The 19,829-nt window shown below is 62.2% G+C and carries 16 protein-coding genes; all 16 read right to left on the bottom strand.

Going from position 1 to position 19,829, the window contains the following annotated elements; all coding sequences use genetic code 11:
- Window positions 1-16: 16 nt before the first annotated feature.
- The 16 genes from truD to rseP all read right to left on the bottom strand — a co-directional run bounded on the left by truD (window position 17) and on the right by rseP (window position 19,797).
- Entirely contained in the window at window positions 17-1,087 is a 1,071-nt protein-coding gene (gene truD, locus SSPSH_RS05335) for a tRNA pseudouridine(13) synthase TruD (protein WP_006911857.1), read from the bottom strand.
- Complete coding sequence (locus SSPSH_RS05330) at window positions 1,088-1,411, bottom strand: septum formation initiator family protein (RefSeq protein WP_006911858.1); 324 nt, start codon at window positions 1,409-1,411, stop codon at window positions 1,088-1,090. It lies immediately after the preceding gene.
- A gap of 147 nt (window positions 1,412-1,558) precedes the next feature.
- Window positions 1,559-2,842, bottom strand: coding sequence for a phosphopyruvate hydratase (gene eno, locus SSPSH_RS05325; protein ID WP_006911859.1), 1,284 nt, complete (start codon window positions 2,840-2,842; stop codon window positions 1,559-1,561).
- Between the two features lie 25 nt (window positions 2,843-2,867).
- Complete coding sequence (gene kdsA, locus SSPSH_RS05320; protein WP_006911860.1) at window positions 2,868-3,710, bottom strand: 3-deoxy-8-phosphooctulonate synthase; 843 nt, start codon at window positions 3,708-3,710, stop codon at window positions 2,868-2,870.
- 2 nt (window positions 3,711-3,712) lie between these two features.
- Window positions 3,713-5,371, bottom strand: coding sequence for a CTP synthase (locus SSPSH_RS05315; RefSeq protein ID WP_006911861.1), 1,659 nt, complete (start codon window positions 5,369-5,371; stop codon window positions 3,713-3,715).
- An 80-nt stretch (window positions 5,372-5,451) separates the two neighbouring features.
- Window positions 5,452-6,747: a tRNA lysidine(34) synthetase TilS gene (gene tilS / locus SSPSH_RS05310; RefSeq protein WP_006911862.1), complete on the bottom strand. Its 1,296-nt coding sequence runs from the start codon at window positions 6,745-6,747 to the stop codon at window positions 5,452-5,454.
- A complete protein-coding gene (locus SSPSH_RS05305) occupies window positions 6,744-7,715 on the bottom strand; it encodes an acetyl-CoA carboxylase carboxyltransferase subunit alpha (RefSeq protein ID WP_006911863.1) in 972 nt (323 codons plus the stop codon). Before SSPSH_RS05305 ends, tilS begins: the two co-directional genes overlap by 4 nt.
- A gap of 30 nt (window positions 7,716-7,745) precedes the next feature.
- Window positions 7,746-11,246: a DNA polymerase III subunit alpha gene (gene dnaE / locus SSPSH_RS05300; protein WP_006911864.1), complete on the bottom strand. Its 3,501-nt coding sequence runs from the start codon at window positions 11,244-11,246 to the stop codon at window positions 7,746-7,748.
- 192 nt (window positions 11,247-11,438) lie between these two features.
- Entirely contained in the window at window positions 11,439-12,065 is a 627-nt protein-coding gene (gene rnhB, locus SSPSH_RS05295) for a ribonuclease HII (protein ID WP_006911865.1), read from the bottom strand.
- A complete protein-coding gene (gene lpxB / locus SSPSH_RS05290) occupies window positions 12,065-13,222 on the bottom strand; it encodes a lipid-A-disaccharide synthase (RefSeq protein WP_006911866.1) in 1,158 nt (385 codons plus the stop codon). The genes rnhB and lpxB overlap by 1 nt, the downstream gene beginning before the upstream one ends.
- A 3-nt stretch (window positions 13,223-13,225) precedes the next feature.
- Window positions 13,226-13,999: an acyl-ACP--UDP-N-acetylglucosamine O-acyltransferase gene (lpxA, locus tag SSPSH_RS05285; RefSeq protein WP_006911867.1), complete on the bottom strand. Its 774-nt coding sequence runs from the start codon at window positions 13,997-13,999 to the stop codon at window positions 13,226-13,228.
- The gene (fabZ, locus tag SSPSH_RS05280; RefSeq protein ID WP_006911868.1) at window positions 13,989-14,438 is read right to left on the bottom strand and encodes a 3-hydroxyacyl-ACP dehydratase FabZ; all 450 of its coding nucleotides are present in this window, start codon (window positions 14,436-14,438) and stop codon (window positions 13,989-13,991) included. Before fabZ ends, lpxA begins: the two co-directional genes overlap by 11 nt.
- Window positions 14,435-15,481 (bottom strand): UDP-3-O-(3-hydroxymyristoyl)glucosamine N-acyltransferase, encoded by a 1,047-nt coding sequence (lpxD, locus tag SSPSH_RS05275; RefSeq protein WP_006911869.1) that lies wholly within the window; start codon window positions 15,479-15,481, stop codon window positions 14,435-14,437. The genes fabZ and lpxD overlap by 4 nt, the downstream gene beginning before the upstream one ends.
- A 2-nt stretch (window positions 15,482-15,483) precedes the next feature.
- Complete coding sequence (locus tag SSPSH_RS05270) at window positions 15,484-16,032, bottom strand: OmpH/Skp family outer membrane protein (protein ID WP_084623436.1); 549 nt, start codon at window positions 16,030-16,032, stop codon at window positions 15,484-15,486.
- Between the two features lie 23 nt (window positions 16,033-16,055).
- Entirely contained in the window at window positions 16,056-18,419 is a 2,364-nt protein-coding gene (gene bamA, locus SSPSH_RS05265; RefSeq protein WP_006911871.1) for an outer membrane protein assembly factor BamA, read from the bottom strand.
- 16 nt (window positions 18,420-18,435) lie between these two features.
- Window positions 18,436-19,797 (bottom strand): RIP metalloprotease RseP, encoded by a 1,362-nt coding sequence (gene rseP / locus SSPSH_RS05260; protein ID WP_006911872.1) that lies wholly within the window; start codon window positions 19,795-19,797, stop codon window positions 18,436-18,438.
- Window positions 19,798-19,829: the final 32 nt, after the last annotated feature.

Raw genomic sequence — 19,829 nt, 5'->3', positions numbered from 1 at the left:
GAGCCCATCGAACGGCTCAGCTGTCGCTGGTGGTATCGACAATCTCGCGCAGGACGCTGGTCGCAAACGCGCCCGGCGGCAGCCAGAACGATAGCGTGAGCGTGCGTTCGTCTTCGAATTGCCACTCCAGCGATGGCACAGACAGCCGCAAGGCGCGTCGTCCGGCTTCCACGTCGCAGGCTTTCAGCCCCGCGACCAGATCAGCGTATTCGCCCAATACGCCCTCTTCGAGTTCGCGAGCCCGGCCGCTGATGACATCATCGCCACCGCGACCGGCCATGGGGCCACTCGGATGAATATCAAAACGCGCGAGCCGCTGTTCAAGTTCATCCCGGCCCTGATCGGTTTCGGCCAGCGCAAATACGCTATGGCTGCCGTCGAGCATGACCGCTTCGCCGTCGATCAAGGCGTTCCAGCTGGCATCGCGTACGCGTGCATCGACGACCGCATTGAAAAGCAGTGAACGCGCTGCCGAGAGCGCAAAACCACGGCGGTTGCGCGAAAGACGCTTGCCCGCAAAAAGCGCGCGCGACAGGCCCAGATTACGACCGCCGTGACCGAACCGCTGTGCGCCGAAATAATTCGGCACGCCCTGCTCGCGTACCCGCGCCAGATCCGCTTCCAAAACATCTCGATCGCCGGCCAGTTCGCGCAGGCGCAGCACGAATCGATTCCCCCGGTGCGCACCGCGCTTGAGCTTGCGCTCATGGCGATCCATTTCGAGAATTTCGATGCCCTCGAGCCCGTCCAGATCGGGCAGATCGGGCAGATCGCGCGCAATCGGCCAGGCGATCGAAAGCCACTGCCGGGTGACCGCAACCCGGTCCTTCATGCCGGCAAAGCCGATCTGGCGCGGGTGCACACCGGTCGCTCGCGACAGAGCCTGTACCGCGTCTTGCGTATTCAGCCCTGTCTTTTCGATCCGGCACCACAGGTGTTCGCCGCTGCCGGACAAGGCGATATCACAATCTTCATCGACGAAGAAATCGGCGGGCTGCTGACGCAGCTCAGCGCGGGCGTCGGGCGCTGCCCCACGCGCATAAGCCAGTGCGGCCATATCAACCGCATCCTCGCTGACGAGCGTCATTCAGCGTTCGGCCGGACTGTCGTTTGGCGTTGGCTTGGGTGTCGGGCCGGGCGGTGCGATGGTCAGAAAGAACTCTTCGTCGCGCTTGATCATTCCCATATCCGACCGTGCACGACCTTCGGTCGCACTCTCGCCGGACTTGAGATCGTCGACCTCGGCCTGCAATGCATCGTTACGGATCTCATTGCGTTCATTCGCGGCGTTGAGCTCCTGCTTCATCTCGCTCAGACGGTGCACTTCCGCCCAGCCGCCGTCGGCGATCCATAGGCGATACTGCAGCCCAGCGAGCACGAGCAGGAGAACGATGAGAACGGCGCGATACATCCGGCGATTGTAGCGCGGCGGCCGGGGCTGTCTAGCGCCGGCCAGATCGGCGCTCAACCGCGACAATCGATGCCCTATCTCGGCGCGCATCGTTTTCATCCGGCGCCGCCGATAGACAATTGCTCGGACGATCGGCTCACAGCGCGACTAGAATCCGACGTTGAAAGCGTTGCGACCCGGGTAAACGGCCCGCGTACCCAGCTCCGCTTCGATCATGAGCAGTCGGTTGTACTTGGCGATCCGATCGGAACGCGACAGCGAGCCGGTCTTGATCTGGGTTGCCGAGGTCGCCACCGCCAGATCGGCGATCGTGGAATCCTCGGTTTCGCCGGAGCGGTGCGACACCACGGCCGTGTATTCGGCGCGGGTCGCCACATCGATAGCACGCAATGTTTCGGTGAGCGTACCGATCTGATTGGGCTTGATCAGAATCGAGTTGGCAATGCCCTCTTCGATGCCTTTCTGCAGAATGCGGGTGTTGGTCACGAACAGATCATCGCCGACCAGCTGCACGCGATCGCCGAGGCGCTCGGTCAGCAGGGCCCAACCGTCCCAGTCGTCTTCGGCCATGCCGTCTTCGATGGTAATGATCGGGTACTTGTCGACCAGTCCGGCGAGATAATCGACGAAGCCGGCCGCGTCGTAGTCCGCGTTTTCGGACGACAGCTTGTAGCGACCGTTCTCGCAGAATTCCGTGCTCGCCGCGTCCAGGCCCAGCCATACGTCGCCGCCCGGCTTGTAACCGGCACGCTCGATGGCTTCGACGAGCGTATCGAGCGCCGCCGCGTTGGACGGCAGATTCGGCGCGAAACCGCCCTCGTCACCCACGGCCGTCGCCAGACCGCGTTCGCCCAGCAGCTTCTTGAGATGCTGGAAGATTTCCGCACCGCAGCGCATGGCCTCCGAGAAGCTCGCTGCGCCGGCCGGCACGATCATGAACTCCTGCATGTCGACATTGTTATCGGCATGCGCGCCGCCGTTGATGACGTTCATCATCGGCACCGGCAGGTTGACGGCGTCGTCGTGACCAAGGAAATCGTACAGGCCCTGCTTGTTGTCATTGGCTGCGGCATGGGCCACGGCCAGCGATACGCCCAGCAGCGCATTCGCGCCGATCCGGCCCTTGTTGTCAGTGCCGTCGAGCTCGATGAGCGTCTTGTCGAGGCCGGCCTGGTCATCGGCTTCGAAGCCCTTGAGCTTCTTGGCGATCTCGCCGTTGATATTGGCCACGGCACGGGTTACGCCTTTACCGAGAAAGCGATCGGCGTCGCCGTCGCGCAATTCGACCGCTTCCAGACTGCCGGTGGAGGCACCCGACGGCACCATGGCCGTGCCGACGGCGCCGGTTTCCAGCGTCACGCGGGCGGCGACCGTCGGGTTGCCGCGCGAATCGATGACCTGATATCCACGAATTTGCTTGATCTTCGACATAGGAATACTGCTTTTCGCGTTTCGTTTAAGGTTGGACGAGCGTCGACTCGATCGTGCCGCGTCGTTTGATCACGCCGTCGAGTTCGACCAGCGTCTCCAGCAGCTCGCGCATATGCGCCAGCGGCCATGAATTGGGGCCATCGCACAGGGCGTTATCGGGATCGGGGTGCGTTTCCATGAACAATCCCGAGATGCCGGCAGCAACCGCCGCGCGCGACAATACCGGAATCTGCTCCCGCGCGCCGCCCGAGCGCGTTCCCTGGCCACCCGGCAGTTGCACCGAGTGGGTGGCATCGAATACCACCGGGCAGTTCGTGTCGCGCATGATCGCCAGGCTGCGCATATCCGCGACGAGATTGTTGTAGCCGAACGCATAGCCACGTTCGCAGACCATGATCTGTTCGCCGCCGGCGTCGCGTGCCTTGGCGACGACGCCGTTCATCTCGGCCGGCGACAGAAACTGACCTTTCTTGATATTCACCGGCGTGCCGCTGGCCGCGACTGCCTGAATGAAATCGGTCTGGCGGCACAGGAACGCGGGGGTCTGCAGCAGATCGACCACGGCAGCGACCGGCTCGATTTGCGCTTCGGTATGTACGTCGGTGGTTACGGGCACGCCGATCTCGCGCTTGACCGCCGCCAGCATGTCGAGCCCGGCCTCGATACCCGGCCCGCGATAGCTGTCGCCCGAACTGCGGTTAGCCTTGTCGAACGAGCCCTTGAAGATATAGCCGATACCCAGCTCACGACACAGCTCGGCGAGATGACCGGCCACATCCATCACCAGCTCAGGCGATTCGAGGCTATCCGGCCCGGCGATCAGAAAAAGCGGTCGATCGATACCGACTTCGAAATCGCAAAGGCGCATCGTTATCGGGCCTCGGCGCTCGCCGTGCAATGCGCACGCGCGGCGGCGATGAAGCCGATGAACAGCGGATGCCCCGAGCGCGGCGTCGATGTGAATTCCGGATGAAACTGACAGCCCAGGAACCACGGATGATCCGGCAACTCGACGATCTCGACGAGATTGTCTTCTGCGGATATGCCGGAAAACACCAGGCCTTTTTCCGCCAGTACATCGCGGTAGTGATTGTTGAACTCGTAGCGGTGACGATGACGTTCGAACACTTGCGTGGCGTCGTAGCAGCGCGCGGCCAGTGTGTCGGCGACCAGGTCGCAGCGCTGCTCGCCCAGGCGCATGGTCCCGCCCAGGTCGACCTCGGCATGGCGCTTTTGTATATCGCCGGCCAGATCGTGCCACTCCGTTACCAGGGCGATGACGGGATGGGCAGGCTCGGCCACGAATTCCGTGCTGTGCGCGCCGTCCAGCCCGGCGATGTCGCGCGCGAACTCGATACAGGCCACCTGCATTCCAAGACAGATGCCGAAATACGGAATGTTGTGCATGCGCGCATAGCGCGCCGCGGTAATCTTGCCTTCGATACCACGTTCGCCGAAGCCGCCGGGCACCAGAACGGCATCCATGCCGGCCAGACAGTCGCCGCCGTCGCGTTCGACAGTTTCGGAATCCAGATAATGGATATCCACGCGCGTGCCGGTATGCAGCCCCGCGTGCGACAGCGCCTCGTTGACCGATTTATAGGCATCGGCCAGATCGACGTACTTGCCGACCATGGCCACCTTGACGGTCACATCCTGCGTGCGCCGTGCTTCCACGAGTGCGGCCCAGTTGGATAGATCCGCGTTCGGCGCCGAGATATCGAAGTGTTCGAGTACGAGCGCATCCAGCGACTGTGCCTGTAGCAGGCCCGGCATCTTGTAGATGTCATCGACATCGATACAAGCAATGACCGCGCGTTCGGACACGTTAGTGAACAGCGCAATCTTGCGGCGCTCGTTTTCCGGCAGCGGCCGGTCGACACGGCACAGCAGAATATCGGGCTGAATGCCGATCGAGCGCAGTTCCTTGGCCGAATGCTGGGTCGGTTTGGTCTTCATCTCGCCACTGGAGGCGATATACGGCACCAGCGTGAGATGCATGAACAGCACGCGATGGTGGCCCAGTTCGACTGCGAACTGACGAATCGCTTCGAGGAACGGCAGCGATTCGATATCGCCCACGGTACCGCCGATCTCGACCAGACAGATGTCTGCGCCCTCACCGCCTTCGAGAATGCAACGCTTGATCTCGTCGGTGATATGCGGAATCACCTGCACGGTGCCGCCGAGGTAATCGCCGCGGCGTTCCTTATTGATGACGTTGTTGTAGATCTGGCCGGTCGTGAAGTTGGACAGCCGCGACGTGCGCGTTTTCAGAAAACGCTCGTAGTGGCCCAGGTCCAGGTCGGTTTCGGCGCCGTCGCGGGTGACATACACCTCGCCGTGCTGGAACGGGCTCATGGTGCCCGCATCCACGTTCAGATACGGATCGAGCTTGATCACGGACACACGTTGCCCCCGTGATTCGAGCAGTGCGCCAAGCGACGCCGCCGCGATGCCTTTACCGAGCGAGGACACCACCCCACCGGTCACGAAAATATAGCGGGTACCCGCCGCGTCGCCTGCCATCGCGATCCAAGACTCATACCGGGGAATAACAGCGCGCATGCTAGCCGAAAGGTCGCCTACCGACAACGCGCAATCACGCGTTATGCGGGTCGGTCACGCCATACGAAGGCGCCGATATCGTCGCGTATGAGCTGTTCGATATGCGGGTGGCGCCAGATATCGCCGACCGCGACAAGCGTATCGCGGTAGTAAACGAGCGGTACCCGCTCGCGCAGCCACGGCGGCACACGCGCTTCGCGAAGCACGTCTTTCACTCGCCGATGGCCAGCCGCTCCGCTTGCCACGCGCTCGCCACCGCGGCGCGATGCGACCTTCAAATTCAGTCGGACGCGCGGCGCCGGCTCGATTGCGATCGCGCCGCATCCGCCCGGCAGCAGAAGCGGCGCACACCCGTTCCACTCGTATTCGAACGGTGTGCCAACGGGCGACAAACGCGTCATCGCATGCAGCCGGCCGTCGAACAGCCGTACCTCGGTATCAGCAAACGCGACGCAGGGGCTCGCTGCCAGCCGCGATGTGCCGAGCTCCACGATCGCCGCTACATGCCGATGGTCGGGCCTGTCTCGCGCTGAAACGGCCAGCCAGCGGCGAACAACTTGTTTGGCGCGCGCCGCGGTCAGTGCGCCGAGACGTCGCGCATCCAGCGTGCCGTTGCTTTCCATAACGCGCTCGAGATCGATTTGCGCGAGCGTGTCGATCGCCGTCGCGGCCTCGCTGGCATGGGCGGCGCTGCGCGACAGCACGTCGTCGGCCTTCGGCCAGCGCGACCTGAGCTGCGGCATAACGGTTTCGCGCAGGAAACTACGCGCAATGTCCGGGTCGTGATTGCTCGGATCATCGATCCAGTTCAGCTGCGACTTGCGCGCATAAGCTGCGATCGTCTCGTAGCCGATCTCCAGCCACGGCCGCCAGTGCATATGAGGGCCAAACATCGCTTCGCGCGGCATGCCGGCCAGTCCCCGCGGGCCAGCGCCGCGCAGCGCCTGCAGCAGAAACGTTTCGGCCTGATCGCGCGCGTGATGGGCGGTGATCAGCGTTTCGCCCTCGCCGAGTTCTCGTTGGAGTGCGCGGTAGCGTGCGTCGCGCGCGGCGGCTTCTAGGCTTCTACCCTGTATCTCGACCTCGACATCAATGCAAGTAAAGCCCACCTCCCACGCTGCGGCTTGGCGCGCACACGCTTCGGCCCAGGCTTTAGCGGCCGGTTGTAGGTGATGGCAGACATGGATCGCCCGCACGGGCAATTCGGTCGGACGCTCGACGAGTGCGCGCAGCAAGGCCGTGGAATCCAGGCCGCCGCTGTACGCGACAGCCAGTTTCTGCGTACCCACCGGCACGCGTTCGAGCGCCGCATACAAGGAGGCGAATTCGGCGTTCACCCCACGAGCTTAAAGTCGCCGAACGCCATCCAGCGGTTGTAGCGTGCTTCCAGGAGTTCGTCGACGCCCATGCGCTTGAGCCGCGTCATGTTCGCGAGCAGCCGTTCACGCATTTGCTGCATGAGTTTCTTAGGGTCGCGATGCGCGCCACCCAAGGGCTCTTCGACCACTTCGTCGACGAGTTTGAGCCGGTGCAGGTCTTGAGAGCCGACCTTCATTGCTTCGGCCGCTTCTTCGGCGCGCTCTGCAGACTTCCACAGAATCGAGGCACAGCCTTCCGGTGAGATAACCGAGTAAATGCTGTACTGAAGCATCATCAGATGATCGCCCACGCCCACGGCAAGCGCGCCGCCGGAGCCGCCTTCACCAACCACGGTGCAAAGAATCGGCACCCGCAGGCGCGCCATCTCGAACAGATTGCGTGCAATGGCTTCCGACTGGTTGCGCTCTTCGGCACCGATGCCCGGATAGGCACCGGGTGTGTCGATGAAGGTCAGCACCGGCATGTTGAATCGTTCGGCGAGCTTCATCAGGCGCAGCGCCTTGCGATAGCCTTCCGGGCGCGGCATGCCGAAGTTGCGGTAGATTTTTTCCTTGGTGTCGCGCCCCTTTTGATGGCCGATCACCATGACTGACTGGCCGCCCAGACGTGCGGTACCGCCAATGATGGCCGGATCGTCCGCATAGGCACGGTCACCGTGCAGCTCGACGAAATCCGTGAACATGCCGTCGATGTAGTCCTGCATGTACGGACGCAGCGGATGGCGCGCCATCTGTGCGACCTGCCAGGTCGAGAGCTTGGAAAAGATCTGCTCGGTGAGGTTGCGACGCTTGCCCTCGAGCTTGGTGATCTCTTCGCTTAGATTGACCTCGCTGCCGTCGGCGACGAAACGCAGCTCCTCGATCTTTTCTTGCAACTCCGCAATCGGCTGTTCGAAATCGAGATAGTCGAGGTTTTTCTGCGCCATCGTGTATTGCTGCTGCGACCGCTGCGCGGTTTACTGGGAAAGAGACTGCCCGCGACGATAACGTACTTGCACGTGATCCGCACCCACCAGGTGCTTTAGATCGGCCAGCAATTCGTCGCACAGGCGCACCCGCGTCTCTCCTAGGGTGAGTACCGCGCGTGCCTGATCGTTGCTATAGCGCACGACGACATCGCAGCCGGCTTCTTCTGCGCGGTGGCGATCCACGCAACCGACGAGCGCATCGACATCCACATTCGGCGTCGCCCGCAACAGCACGCGATGGGCAAAGCGCGCCTGCGCGGTGTCGAAGTCCATCACGGTTTCGGCGTTCAGGCGAAAGCCGTCGCTGAAATCGTCGTACTGCAGCTTGCCTTCCACGACCACCAGCTTGTCGGCGGCGAGCAGATGGCCGTATTCCGCCGCCTTTTCTTCGAACAACGGACATTCGATCCGGGCACTGCCGTCGTCGAGCACGACGATAATGCGCCGGCCTTTCTTCATCCGGCGGACTTCGACTACGAGACCGGCCACGACGGCGCTACGCTTGTTACCACGCCGGCCGCGTCCGCCGCCCTCCTCCGGGCGTGGCATGGCCGCGACCTGTTCGGCGATCTTGCCATGGGTCATGAGCGCCAGCTCATCTTCCCAGGCCCGGATAGGATGACCGGTGAGATACAGGCCGAGGGTGTCGCGCTCGGCTCGGAGGCGCTCATCCTCGGGCCATTCCGGGCGTTCTTCGAGCGGCGGGCCCATGTTGTCGCTCGCATCTTCGGCCAGACCGAACATATCGTTCTGGCCGGCGCTGGCCGCGCTGCGATCCTGTTCCGCGGCGGCCAGTGCGCGCGTAAGCCCTTGCATGAGGCTGGCGCGGTTCGGCCCCAGCGCATCGAGTGCGCCGGCATTGATCAACGCTTCCAGTGCGCGCCGATTGGCCTTGGAGGTATCGATACGCCGACAGAAATCATAGAGGTTGGCATAGACGCCGTTCTGGCGACGTTCTTCGATCACGGTTTCGATCGCGCCGCGACCCAGGCCCTTGATCGCGCCCAGGCCGTAGCGGATCGCCGTATCATCGACCACCGAGAAGTTGTATTCCGAGGCGTTGACGTCCGGCGGCACTACGTCGATGCCCAGGCGGTGACATTCGTCGATCATGATCACCACCTTGTCGGTGTGATCCATATCCGCCGAGAGCACCGCCGACATGAAATCGGCCGGGTAATACGCCTTGAGCCAGGCGGTCTGATACGACACCAGCGCGTAGGCGGCCGAGTGCGACTTGTTGAACCCGTAGCCGGCGAATTTCTCGACCAGGTCGAAGATATAGGCGGCCGTATCCTCTTCGATGCCGTTGGCGACCGCGCCCTTGACGAAGCCATCGCGCTGCTTGGCCATCTCCTCGGGCTTCTTCTTGCCCATGGCACGGCGCAGCAGATCGGCGTTGCCGAGGCTGTAGCCGGCCAGTACCTGGGCAATCTGCATCACCTGTTCCTGATACAGAATCACGCCGTAGGTCGGCTCCAGCACTTCAGCCAGGCTGTCGTGCGGATACACCACCCGCGCCTTGCCGTGCTTGCGGTCGATGAAGTCTTCGACCATGCCGGACTCGAGCGGGCCCGGCCGATAGAGCGCCACGAGTGCAACGATATCCTCGAGTTCGTCAGGCTTGAGCTGTTTGACTAGCCGACGCATGCCGGACGATTCGAGCTGAAACACGGCGGTGGTATCGCCGGCCTTGAGCAGTTCGTAGGGTTTCTTGTCGTCGAGCGGGATCGAGCGGATATCGATCGGATCCTTGCCCGATTTTGCCAGTCGATCGTTGGCCACCTGCACCGCGCGATCGATGATGGTGAGCGTACGCAGCCCCAGAAAGTCGAACTTGACCAGGCCGACCGCCTCGACATCGTCTTTGTCGAACTGCGTTACGCGGTTGCCGCCGCCGGCTTCGCAATAGAGCGGCGTGAAGTCGATCAGGTTCGACGGCGCAATGACCACGCCGCCGGCGTGCTTGCCGGGGTTACGCGACAGGCCTTCGAGCGCGAGCGCGAGCTCGAGCAGATAGCCGACCTCTTCGTCCTCACGCGACTGGCGCAGTTCTTCCGACTCTTCCAGCGCCCGCGTGAGCGTCATGTCCGGCGCAAACGGCACCTGCTTGGCGATGCGATCGACCATACCGTAGGGATGACCCAGCACACGGCCGACGTCACGCACCACAGCCTTCGCGGCCATGGTGCCGTAGGTGATGATCTGGCTGACCTTTTCCTGGCCATAACGCTGCGCGACGTATTCGATCACACGGTCGCGCCCATCCATGCAGAAGTCGACGTCAAAGTCGGGCATGGACACACGTTCGGGGTTCAGGAAACGCTCGAACAATAGATCGTAGGCCAGCGGATCGAGATCGGTAATACCGAGCACGTAAGCTACCAGCGAACCCGCGCCCGAACCACGGCCCGGGCCGACCGGCACGCCGTTCTCGCGTGCCCAGCGTATGAAGTCGGCAACGATCAGGAAGTAGCCCGGAAAGCCCATCGACTTGATCACGTCGAGCTCGTGATCGAGACGCGCATCGTATTCCGGCTTGCGCCGTTCGCGTTCGTCTTCGTCCGGGTACAGTAATTCGAGGCGCTCGGCGAGCCCGGATTCCGACTCCGACCGCAGAAACGATGCCGCGTCGTGGCCGTCCGGCACCGGGAATTCAGGCAACACGTTTTCGCCAAGTGTGAGTTCGAGATTGCAACGGCGTGCGATCTCGACGCTGTTCTCGAGCGCTTCCGGCAAATCCGCGAACAGCTCGGCCATCTGTTCGGGCGTCTTGAGATATTGCTCTGGCGTGTAATTCTTCGGCCGGCGCGGGTCGGCCAGCGTATAACCGCCGTGAATAGCGACTCGTGCCTCGTGGGCATCGAAGTCGTCGGCATGCGGGAAACGCACATCATTAGTCGCCACGATCGGAATATCGCGCCGCAGGGCCAGCCCCACCGTTTCCGACAGCCAGGCGGCCTCGCCACTACGTTCGCAACGCGTGACTTCGAGATAATAGCGATCGCCAAAGATCTGTTGCCACTCCGCGGCGCGGGCATCCGCGATCTCGGGCTTGCCGGCCATGAGCGCAATGCCCGTATCGCCGACCATGCCGCCGGAGAGCGCGATCAGCCCGTCGGCCTTGTCGGCGACCCACTCGCGCTGGCATAGCACCTGCCCCCGATGCTGGCCATGTAGATATGCCTGGGTCAGCAGATCGCAAAGATTGCGATAACCTTCGCGGTGTTGTGCCAGCAGCGTGAGCCGCGACGGCGTTTCCTGCGGGCCTTCGTCAATCTGCAGATCCACGCCCACGATCGGCTTGATGCCGGCGCCCAGCGCAGTCTTGTAGAACTTGACCATGCCGAAGAGATTGACGTTATCGGTAACCGCCACGGCCGGCATGCCCGCCTCACGCGTCTGCGACAGCAACGGTTTGATCCGCACGATGCCGTCGGACAACGAGTATTCGGTATGGACGCGCAGATGGACGAATTCGGCAGGCATAGGCTCTTCGGTCGGTCAGTTTCGCCAGTATGGGCACCGGCAGAACGAGGCGTATCACAACGAGCGCGCGGCAGACCGTGCGTGTTGGATGCGGCCCTCAAAGGATCATTCTAACGACCAACACCCGGCGATTGTCAGACCGCTCGGGCACGAAACATTCACTTACCGCAGGAATGCCCGAGGCGCGGGCCTCTACTGGCTTACGTGGTCGATGAAATCGATCTGGCGGGCCTGTAATGCACGCGCGATGGGCGCGAAACTGCGCCGATGGATCGGGGTCACGCCATAGGCCTCGATCGCGTCGCGATGCGCGCGCGTGCCGTAGCCCTTGTGCTGAGCAAATCCATAGCCCGGATAGCGCGCGTCCAGTGCCTGCATCTGCCGATCGCGCGATACCTTGGCAATGATCGACGCGGCACTGATCGCCGGCACGCTGCCATCACCACCGACGACCGTACGCAGCGGCATGTTCAACGGCGGCGGCTGGTTGCCATCGACCCATGCCGCGAACGGGGTCAGCCGAAGTGCGGCGACCGCGCGCTGCATGGCGAGCAAGCTTGCTTGCAGGATATTGAGACTATCGATCTCGGCCGCCGACGCCTCGGCGATCGCATAGGCAAGGGCGCGCTGGCGGATACGCTCATCCATACGCTCGCGCTCGGCTTCGCCGATCGCCTTCGAATCGGTCAGACCGCGCAGCAACGGCTTTGCCGGCAGAATCACCGCGGCTGCCACAACCGGCCCCGCGAGTGGCCCACGGCCGACCTCGTCCACCCCGGCCACGAAGGGACAGGCGAAACGGCGTTCCTTGCGCCTCATCAACGCGCCTCGAGCAGTTGTGCGACAGCGTCGGCCGCCCGCTCGTCCGCATCGAGTGCGAGCTGTTGATGAATGCCAGCAAATGCATCGGTCTGGGCTGCACGCGCGGCTTGCGATTCGAGTAGTCGATCCACTTCGGGCCCGATCACCGATACGCGCGCCTGTTGCTGAAGACATTCAGGTACAAGCGCGCGCTTCGCGAGCAGGTTGGGCATGCTGACGTGTTCGGTCTTGATGAGATTGAACACACGCGCGATCGCGTAATTCATGGGCGAGAGCTTGTACGCCACCACCATCGGCGTCTTTGCCAGTAGCGCTTCCAGCGTGGCCGTGCCCGAGGCGAGCAGCAACACGTCGGCCGCTCGCATTATCTCGCGCGAACGTCCATCGACCAGGCGGATGTCCATATCCGCGCCCGCCCGCGCAATCTGTGCTTCAAACAGCGCGCGCACCGCCGGCGTCGCCATGGGTGCTACAAACCGAAGTTCGGGGTGGCGGGCACGCAGCCAGCGCGCTGTTTCTATGAACACCGGGCCCAAACGGCTGACTTCAGATCGCCGACTGCCCGGCAGCAGCCCCAACAGCGGCGCGTCGCCATCAAGCTCCAGCGCACGCCGCGCGCTCGCGCTGTCCGGATGCAGCGGCAGCTCGTTGGCCAACGGGTGGCCGACGAAGGTGACCGGAATATCGAAACGCCGAAAAAACGCTTCTTCGAACGGAAAGATCGCCAGCAACAGATCCACGGCCTTGCGGATGTTTTTCGTGCGTCCCTGACGCCAAGCCCAGGCGGTGGGACATACGTAGTGCACCGTGGTAATGCCGCGCGCGCGAACCCGCATTTCCAGGCCGGTATTGAACGCCGGCGCATCGATACCGATGAACGCATCGGGTGCGTTCTCGACAACGCGCTCGAACAGACGCCGACGCAGGCGCAACAGGCGCGGTATCTCGCCGATCACTTCGCTGATGCCGAACAGCGACAATTCTTCGATATCGGCCCGCGTTTCACAGCCGGCCTCGCGCATGAGCGGCCCGGTCACGCCCTCGAAACGCGCCTGCGGATAGCGTTTTGTCAGCGCGCGGATCAGCCCCGCGCCGAGCACGTCGCCGGACTGTTCGCCGGCGACGATGAAGAATCGCCTCGGGGCATCTGTCACGTGCTAGCGGATAATGCCGCGCTCGGCCTGTTCGAGCGATTCGAGCATCAAGCGTACCGCCTCGCTCGACTGGGCCGGCTCGCGAAGCGCTTCGCGCGCCTGTTCCAGACGTAGCTTGGAACGATAGATGGTGCGATACGCGCGCTTGGCCGCAGTCACTTCTTCTTCCGTATAGCCACGCCGGCGCATGCCGACGGAATTCACCCCGTGCGGCACTGCCGGCGCGCCCGCACTACGGACGAAGGCCGGTACGTCCTGCTGCACGCCGCTGCAATACGCCAGAAACGCCATCGTGCCCACGCGCCGGAACTGGTAGACCAACGCGAAGCCGGCGAGAATGCAGAAATCGCCGATGCGCACATGGCCGGCGAGACTCGCGCCATTGGCCATGGTGATGCCATTGCCCAGCACGCAATCGTGGGCGACATGTGTATACGCCATCAACAGATTGTCGTCGCCAATGATGGTTTCGCTCTGATCGATCACCGTGCCGCGGTGCACGCTGCAATATTCACGAAACGTATTGCGGTCGCCGATCGTAAGCCGTGTTGGCTCGCCCGCATAAACACGATGCTGCGGCTCGGCACCGAGCGATACGAACTGGAAAATCTGGTTATCGCGCCCGATCGTCGTATGGCCCGAGATGACCACATGCGGACCCACGCGCGTGCCCGCGCCGATCTTGACGTGCGGCCCGATAACGCTGAACGGGCCGATATCGACATCGTCGGCGACGTCGGCTTCGGGATGAACTTGTGCACTGGGATCAATTGGCATCGGGCTTCCCCGGCACCGCCATCATCTGTGCGCGACAGGCCAGTTCGTCGCCGACCCAGGCTTCGGCGTCGAAGCGCCAAATGCGCTTCTTGGCAGAGCCGACCACGAGCTTGAGCAACAATTGGTCACCCGGGACAACGCGGCGCTTGAACCGTGCCTTGTCGATGCCGGCAAAGTATACGATCGTGCCCTCTTCCGATTCCACCGTACGCATACCCAGAATCAGACCGGCCTGCGCCAGCGCTTCGAGGATGAGAACGCCCGGCATGACCGGCTCACTCGGAAAATGCCCCGGAAAGAACGGCTCATTGATGGTGACGTTCTTGATCGCGGTGATCGACTTGCCCGGTTCGCAGGAGAGTACGCGGTCCACCAAGAGAAAAGGAAACCTGTGCGGTAATTGCCGCATGATGGCTTTGATGTCGTCTTGATCGCTCATTCGTTGTTCTCCGATGATGGGCCGGCGCGCTCAACTCGCCGCAGGCGACGCTCGATCTTGTCGAGCTGTCGAAAAAGGGCAAGGCGCTTGCGCCAGCCGGTGGCCGGCATGGCGCGAAAAGTCGAGGAGTATACGCCGCCCCGGTCGATGTTCTTGGGGACCTGGCTTGCCGCGGTGATGATCACACCGTCTGCGATCGTGACGTGATCGCCGATACCCACGCCACCGCCGATCATGCAGTTCGAACCGATCGTGCAGGAACCAGCAATACCGGTGCAGCCGGCAATAACGGTGTGTTCGCCGATAACGCAGTTGTGAGCAATATGCACCTGATTATCGATCTTCACACCGCGCGCGATGACGGTGTCGTCGAGCGCGCCACGGTCGATCGTCGTGCCGGCGCCGATTTCCACATCGTCGGCAATCCGTACGCGCCCCATCTGTGGAATCGGCTCCCAGCCGCTGCCGTTGTGCACCAGCCCGAACCCACGCCCACCGATGACGGCATTCGCTTCGATCGACACACGGGCGCCGATACTCACATCGTCGCCAATGCTGCAGTTGCTCGCGATACGCGTATCCACGCCAACATGCACGCGGTCGCCGAGTACAGTATTCGCTCCGATAACCGCGCCGGCGGCCACCACGGCGTTTTCACCAATAACGGCGTTGCTAGCGATGCTCGCCTGGGGATCGACGGTTGCGGATGCCGCGACTACCGCACGTTCGTCTATGCCAGCGTCTGGCTTCGGCCGGTCGAAAAGTGCTGCAATACGGGCAAAAGCCAGCCGCGGCTGCTTTACAACAAGCGCGCTGATATTGACTTCATCGGCAACCGGTGCCGGGCAGACGACAGCCGTCGCTTGCGTATGACGAATTGCGTTCAGCTGCGAGGCGTTCTCGGCGAACGCGATACACCCCGGCAGGCCGGGGTCGAGCGCACAAACGCCGCTGATCTGCGTTTGCGGATCGCCGCGCGTAACAAGATCGAAACGATCGGCCAGCATCGCGAGCGTGACCGCAGGCGCCGTGCTCGCAGCCATGACTAGCGGTCCCCGAGTTCGGCCAGGATCTCGTCGGTCACATCGACCGCTTCGCTGCTATACAACACGCCGTCGCCCAGAATGAGGTCGTAGCCGTTGTCGTCCGCGTACTGGTCGATAATGTCCAGAATATCCGCGCGCATCTGCTCGAACTCTTTGTGTTCGGCATCGGACACATCGTCGTTGTATTTGCTGCGCTCAAGCTGCAATTCGCGCTGGCGATCACGGATCGCGCTTTGCAGCTTATCGCGATCGCCATCGCTCATGACCGCCCCATCCTGGGCAAGCCGATCCATATCCTGGCGCAAGGCGTTCGACTTGGCTTCGAGATCATTCTTGCGCTTGGCAAACTGCGTCGCCATGCTCGATTTGGCACGCGCGGCCTGGGGCGATTCGTTGACGACCCGCGAGACGTCCACCACCCCGATACGCAGGATTTCGCTGCCGGTTTCTGCGCTCGTGCCCGCCGCCCGCAGCGGCGCGGCGAACGCAAGCGCAAATGCCACGACGATCGTGACCGGTACTAGCCGTATCGAATACATGTCAGCCATCTCCTGAATCGCCTTCGTCCTGACTAGAGCCCGACGCCGAAGGAGAACTGGAAGCGATCGACATCGTCGTTGTCCGGATCGTCGACGTAAGCAGCGTAGCTTACGCGCAACAGCCCGAAGAACGGCGTGAACCAGTAAAAGGCAACGCCGGCAGACTTGCGCAGCTCCGAGGCTTCGAAATCGCTGGCGTCTTCATAGACGTTACCGATGTCGTAGAACGCTGTCAGACGCGTCGACTTGTTATCCGATTCGAGGAAGGTCGGGATGACCAGTTCGCTCTGCAACGTGGTCAGGAATTGACCACCGAACGGGTTGTCGAGCGAATCCCGCGGGCCAAGGCCGCCGTTGGAGTAACCGCGCACCGAACGCGCGCCGCCGGCAAAGAAGTTGTCATAGGGCGGGACATCCTCACCCTCGCCCCAGACGTCGGTCTGGGCCACACGACCATCCATCGATAGAACCATCTTATCGGACAAGCCCGGTACCCAGGCGCCCACTCGGAAATAGCGCTCGTGCTCGAAACTGGTGTCGTAATACTCCAGATCCGAACCCGGCCCCTTAATATTGAATTCGAACTGGGTATTGCTGCCACGAGTCGCGAAGAACGTGCGGTTACGCGTATCCCGCGACCAGCCCGTCTGCAGTTCATAGGTCGTGGCTTCCTTGCCGTTCTCGTCGATGAAGTCGGCCAGCTCGTCGGACAGCTGTTCCTCGCCGTCGCGGTTGACCGCCGAGTTGATCTCGTTGCGCTCCACGCCGAGACCGGCACGCAGCTGGGAGTACTCGGTGATCGGTAGGCCAAACGTCACCGCACCGCCGACCGAATTCAGATCGAACCCGGAGCCGATACGAATCAGCTGATCGGTATTGCGGTAGAAAGCCGAAATCGTGCGTGACACGCCTTCGTCGGTGAAATATGGGTCGGTCCAGCTGGCGCCCACGCTCTTGGCGTAGTCGTTGGTTTCTGCACGCAGGCTCAGGCGATTGCCCGTGCCACGGAAGTTGCTATGCGAAACGCTGCCGTTGATGAGAAAGCCCTGCGCGTCCGAGAAGCCGACACCGAATTGCAATGTGCCTGCGGCGCGCTCGGTGAGATCGTAGTCGACATCGACCAGATCTTCGCTGCCCGCCACTTTCTCGGTGTTGACCTGTACATCCTGCATATAGGGCAGACGTGCCAGTCGTGTACGTGAGCGTTCCACGCCGCGACGCGAGAACGGCGCGCCTTCGAACTGACGCATCTCACGACGCAGGGTTTCGTCGTTGGTCTTTTCGTTGCCGTTGAACGTGATCTGACGCACGTAGGCGCGCTTGCCGGGGTCGATAAAGAAGGTCAGATCGACGGTCTTGTCTTCGTCATTGATACGGGTCAGCGGATCCACATCGGCGAACGCATAGCCGAAATCGGCCAGACCGGAGCTGATGCTGTTGGCCGAGGCGTCGACATCGCCGCGCGAAAATATCTCGCCCGGCTCGACCGTCACCAGCCGCTGCAGGCTGGTCTGCGGCACGATCATGTCGCCGGCGAACTCGTAATCGCTGATCGTGTACTGATCGCCTTCATCGACGTTGATCGTCAAGAAGATATTGCGATTGTCCGGCGACAGCGACACCTGAATCGAGGACACGTTGAAACGGATATAACCGCGGTTCTGATAGAACGAGTTCAGTGACTCCAGATCGCCGAGCAATTTCTCGCGCGAATACCGGTCGCGGCTGCGCCAGAATGTCAGCGGACGGGTATAGGCCGGCGAACTGGCTTCCAGCTCAAACACATCGCGCAGTTCATCGTCGCTGAAATGCTCGTTACCGATGATGTTGATGTCCTTGATCGAGGCGACCTCGCCTTCGGTGACATCGATATCGATGGCGACACGGTTATTGTCGAGTTCCTTGACCTGCGTATCGATGTCTACGCTGTAATAACCGTTGGCGTAATACTGACGACGCAGCTCCTGCTCGAGCTGGTCAACGAGCGAGCGCTTGTAAAGCTCGCCCTGGGCCAGACCTTGCTGAGCTAGTGCATCCTTGAGTTCGTCACCACCGATGTTCTTGTTGCCTTCGATCGAGAAACTCGCGATCTCGGGGCGCTCGGTGACGTCGACGATCAGCGTATTGCCTTCGCGCTGCAGGGCAACGTTCTCGAACAGGCCGGTGTCGTAAAGCGCACGGATCGATTGCTGGGCGCGCGCTTCGCTAAGCCGATCGCCGACAGACAGCGGCAGGTACGTCAGCACCGTACCCGGTTCGAGTCGCTGCACGCCGACCACCCGGACATCGTCCACTCGAAAGTCGTAACCGGAATCCGGCGATTGCGCCTGCGCCCACGCGCTCGCAGCAAAAAGACACAGGAGCACGGCAAACGCGCGCGTCACACATACAGGCATATTTTAAGAACCTTACTTACCCGAGCAAGCGCAGGATATCGTTGTAGAAAGCCAGGGTCATCAGCATCAGGAGAGCGACCATGCCGACCTGCTGCCCCGCGACCTGTACCGCCTCCGAAAGAGGTCGGCCCCTTATCCATTCGATCGAATAATACAGAAGATGCCCCCCGTCTAACACCGGAATCGGCAGGAGGTTGAGCACGGCCAGACTGACGCTCACCAGGGCCAGAAAGCCGACGAACGCTTCGAGACCGATACTGGCCGTCTGTCCAGCATAGCTGGCGATCTGAATCGGACCGCTAACGTTTCGCAACGACACCTCGCCGGTGACCATGCGCGCCATGAGCCGAACCGTCAGTGCCGACACTTCCCATGTCTTTGCCACGGCCGCAGGAATCGCGGCAACGGGTCCGAGCTGGCGCGTGGTGCGCATGCTCTGCCAGGCTTCGGCGTCGACACCGATCTGGGCGCCAAGCCGTCCTTCGGCTTCGCCCGCGTCATTGTCGACCGATGCCAGGGACACGGGGATATCGCGAGTCTGTCCATCGCGTGCAACCGACAGAACGACCTGTTCACCGGGGCGGGATTTGATGCGCTCGACCAACGCCTGGGGCGTGTCGACCGTTTCGCCATCGACCGCCTTTATTTCATCGCCCTTTTCCAGTCCGGCCCGGCTGGCCGGACTATCCGCAAGCACATCCGCGATGAGCGGCGTGGCCGGCGGCTGATAAGGCATGAGCCCGAGTCGATCGAACATCTTTTCCGGGTCGGCCGGCACATCGGTAAGATCAAGTGTGACCTGGCGAACGTCCCCGTCTTCGGCGCGTACGCTCAACGCGATCGAATCGCCGTCGAGGCCGCGCTCGATCAGACCGAGGCGCAGGTCTTCCCAGTTTTCGATCTTACGGTCGTCGATCGCCACGATCTGTTCGCCAGCGCCCAAGCCCGCCTCGGCCGCGAGACTGGATTCGGGCGCGGCACCGATCATGGGCTTGATGCCCGCGACGCCGATCATGAATACGAGCCAGTAAGCCGCTACCGCGAACAGGAAATTCACGCCCGGGCCGGCGGCGACGATCGCGATACGGCGCGCCGGGTGCTGGCGATTGAACGCATAGGGCTTGTCCGCCTCCGCGACTTCACCTTCGCGCTCGTCAAGCATCTTGACGTAGCCGCCCAACGGGATCGCCGACAACCAGTATTCGATGCCGCTTTTTCGACCGGTAAAGCCCCAGACTCGGTTGCCGAACCCGATCGAATAGCGCAACACCTTCACGCCCATACGACGCGCAACCCAGAAATGGCCGTATTCATGTACCGCCACGAGCAGGCCGATTGCCACGATGAACGCCGGAACCGACATCAGCCAGTCAGACATGTAATTCACTTCTCCTGCGCGCCGGAATTGCG

Origin of the sequence: Salinisphaera shabanensis E1L3A (genome assembly GCF_000215955.2) — a bacterium.
Lineage (GTDB): Bacteria > Pseudomonadota > Gammaproteobacteria > Nevskiales > Salinisphaeraceae > Salinisphaera > Salinisphaera shabanensis.
Note: the sequence above shows the minus strand (reverse complement) of the source record. Positions and strands in the feature narration are given on the sequence as shown.

What these genes read in the sequence shown, in the direction of transcription:
- lpxA (WP_006911867.1), bottom strand. Translation starts at nt 13,999, where the DNA reads ATGCCAATTGATCCCAGTGCACAAGTTCATCCCGAAGCCGACGTCGCC.
- eno (WP_006911859.1), bottom strand. Translation starts at nt 2,842, where the DNA reads ATGTCGAAGATCAAGCAAATTCGTGGATATCAGGTCATCGATTCGCGC.
- fabZ (WP_006911868.1), bottom strand. Translation starts at nt 14,438, where the DNA reads ATGAGCGATCAAGACGACATCAAAGCCATCATGCGGCAATTACCGCAC.
- truD (WP_006911857.1), bottom strand. Translation starts at nt 1,087, where the DNA reads ATGACGCTCGTCAGCGAGGATGCGGTTGATATGGCCGCACTGGCTTAT.
- SSPSH_RS05305 (WP_006911863.1), bottom strand. Translation starts at nt 7,715, where the DNA reads ATGGCGCAGAAAAACCTCGACTATCTCGATTTCGAACAGCCGATTGCG.
- SSPSH_RS05270 (WP_084623436.1), bottom strand. Translation starts at nt 16,032, where the DNA reads ATGGCTGACATGTATTCGATACGGCTAGTACCGGTCACGATCGTCGTG.
- lpxD (WP_006911869.1), bottom strand. Translation starts at nt 15,481, where the DNA reads ATGGCTGCGAGCACGGCGCCTGCGGTCACGCTCGCGATGCTGGCCGAT.
- SSPSH_RS05330 (WP_006911858.1), bottom strand. Translation starts at nt 1,411, where the DNA reads ATGTATCGCGCCGTTCTCATCGTTCTCCTGCTCGTGCTCGCTGGGCTG.
- rnhB (WP_006911865.1), bottom strand. Translation starts at nt 12,065, where the DNA reads ATGAGGCGCAAGGAACGCCGTTTCGCCTGTCCCTTCGTGGCCGGGGTG.
- SSPSH_RS05315 (WP_006911861.1), bottom strand. Translation starts at nt 5,371, where the DNA reads ATGGCAGGCGACGCGGCGGGTACCCGCTATATTTTCGTGACCGGTGGG.
- kdsA (WP_006911860.1), bottom strand. Translation starts at nt 3,710, where the DNA reads ATGCGCCTTTGCGATTTCGAAGTCGGTATCGATCGACCGCTTTTTCTG.
- bamA (WP_006911871.1), bottom strand. Translation starts at nt 18,419, where the DNA reads ATGCCTGTATGTGTGACGCGCGCGTTTGCCGTGCTCCTGTGTCTTTTT.
- dnaE (WP_006911864.1), bottom strand. Translation starts at nt 11,246, where the DNA reads ATGCCTGCCGAATTCGTCCATCTGCGCGTCCATACCGAATACTCGTTG.
- rseP (WP_006911872.1), bottom strand. Translation starts at nt 19,797, where the DNA reads ATGTCTGACTGGCTGATGTCGGTTCCGGCGTTCATCGTGGCAATCGGC.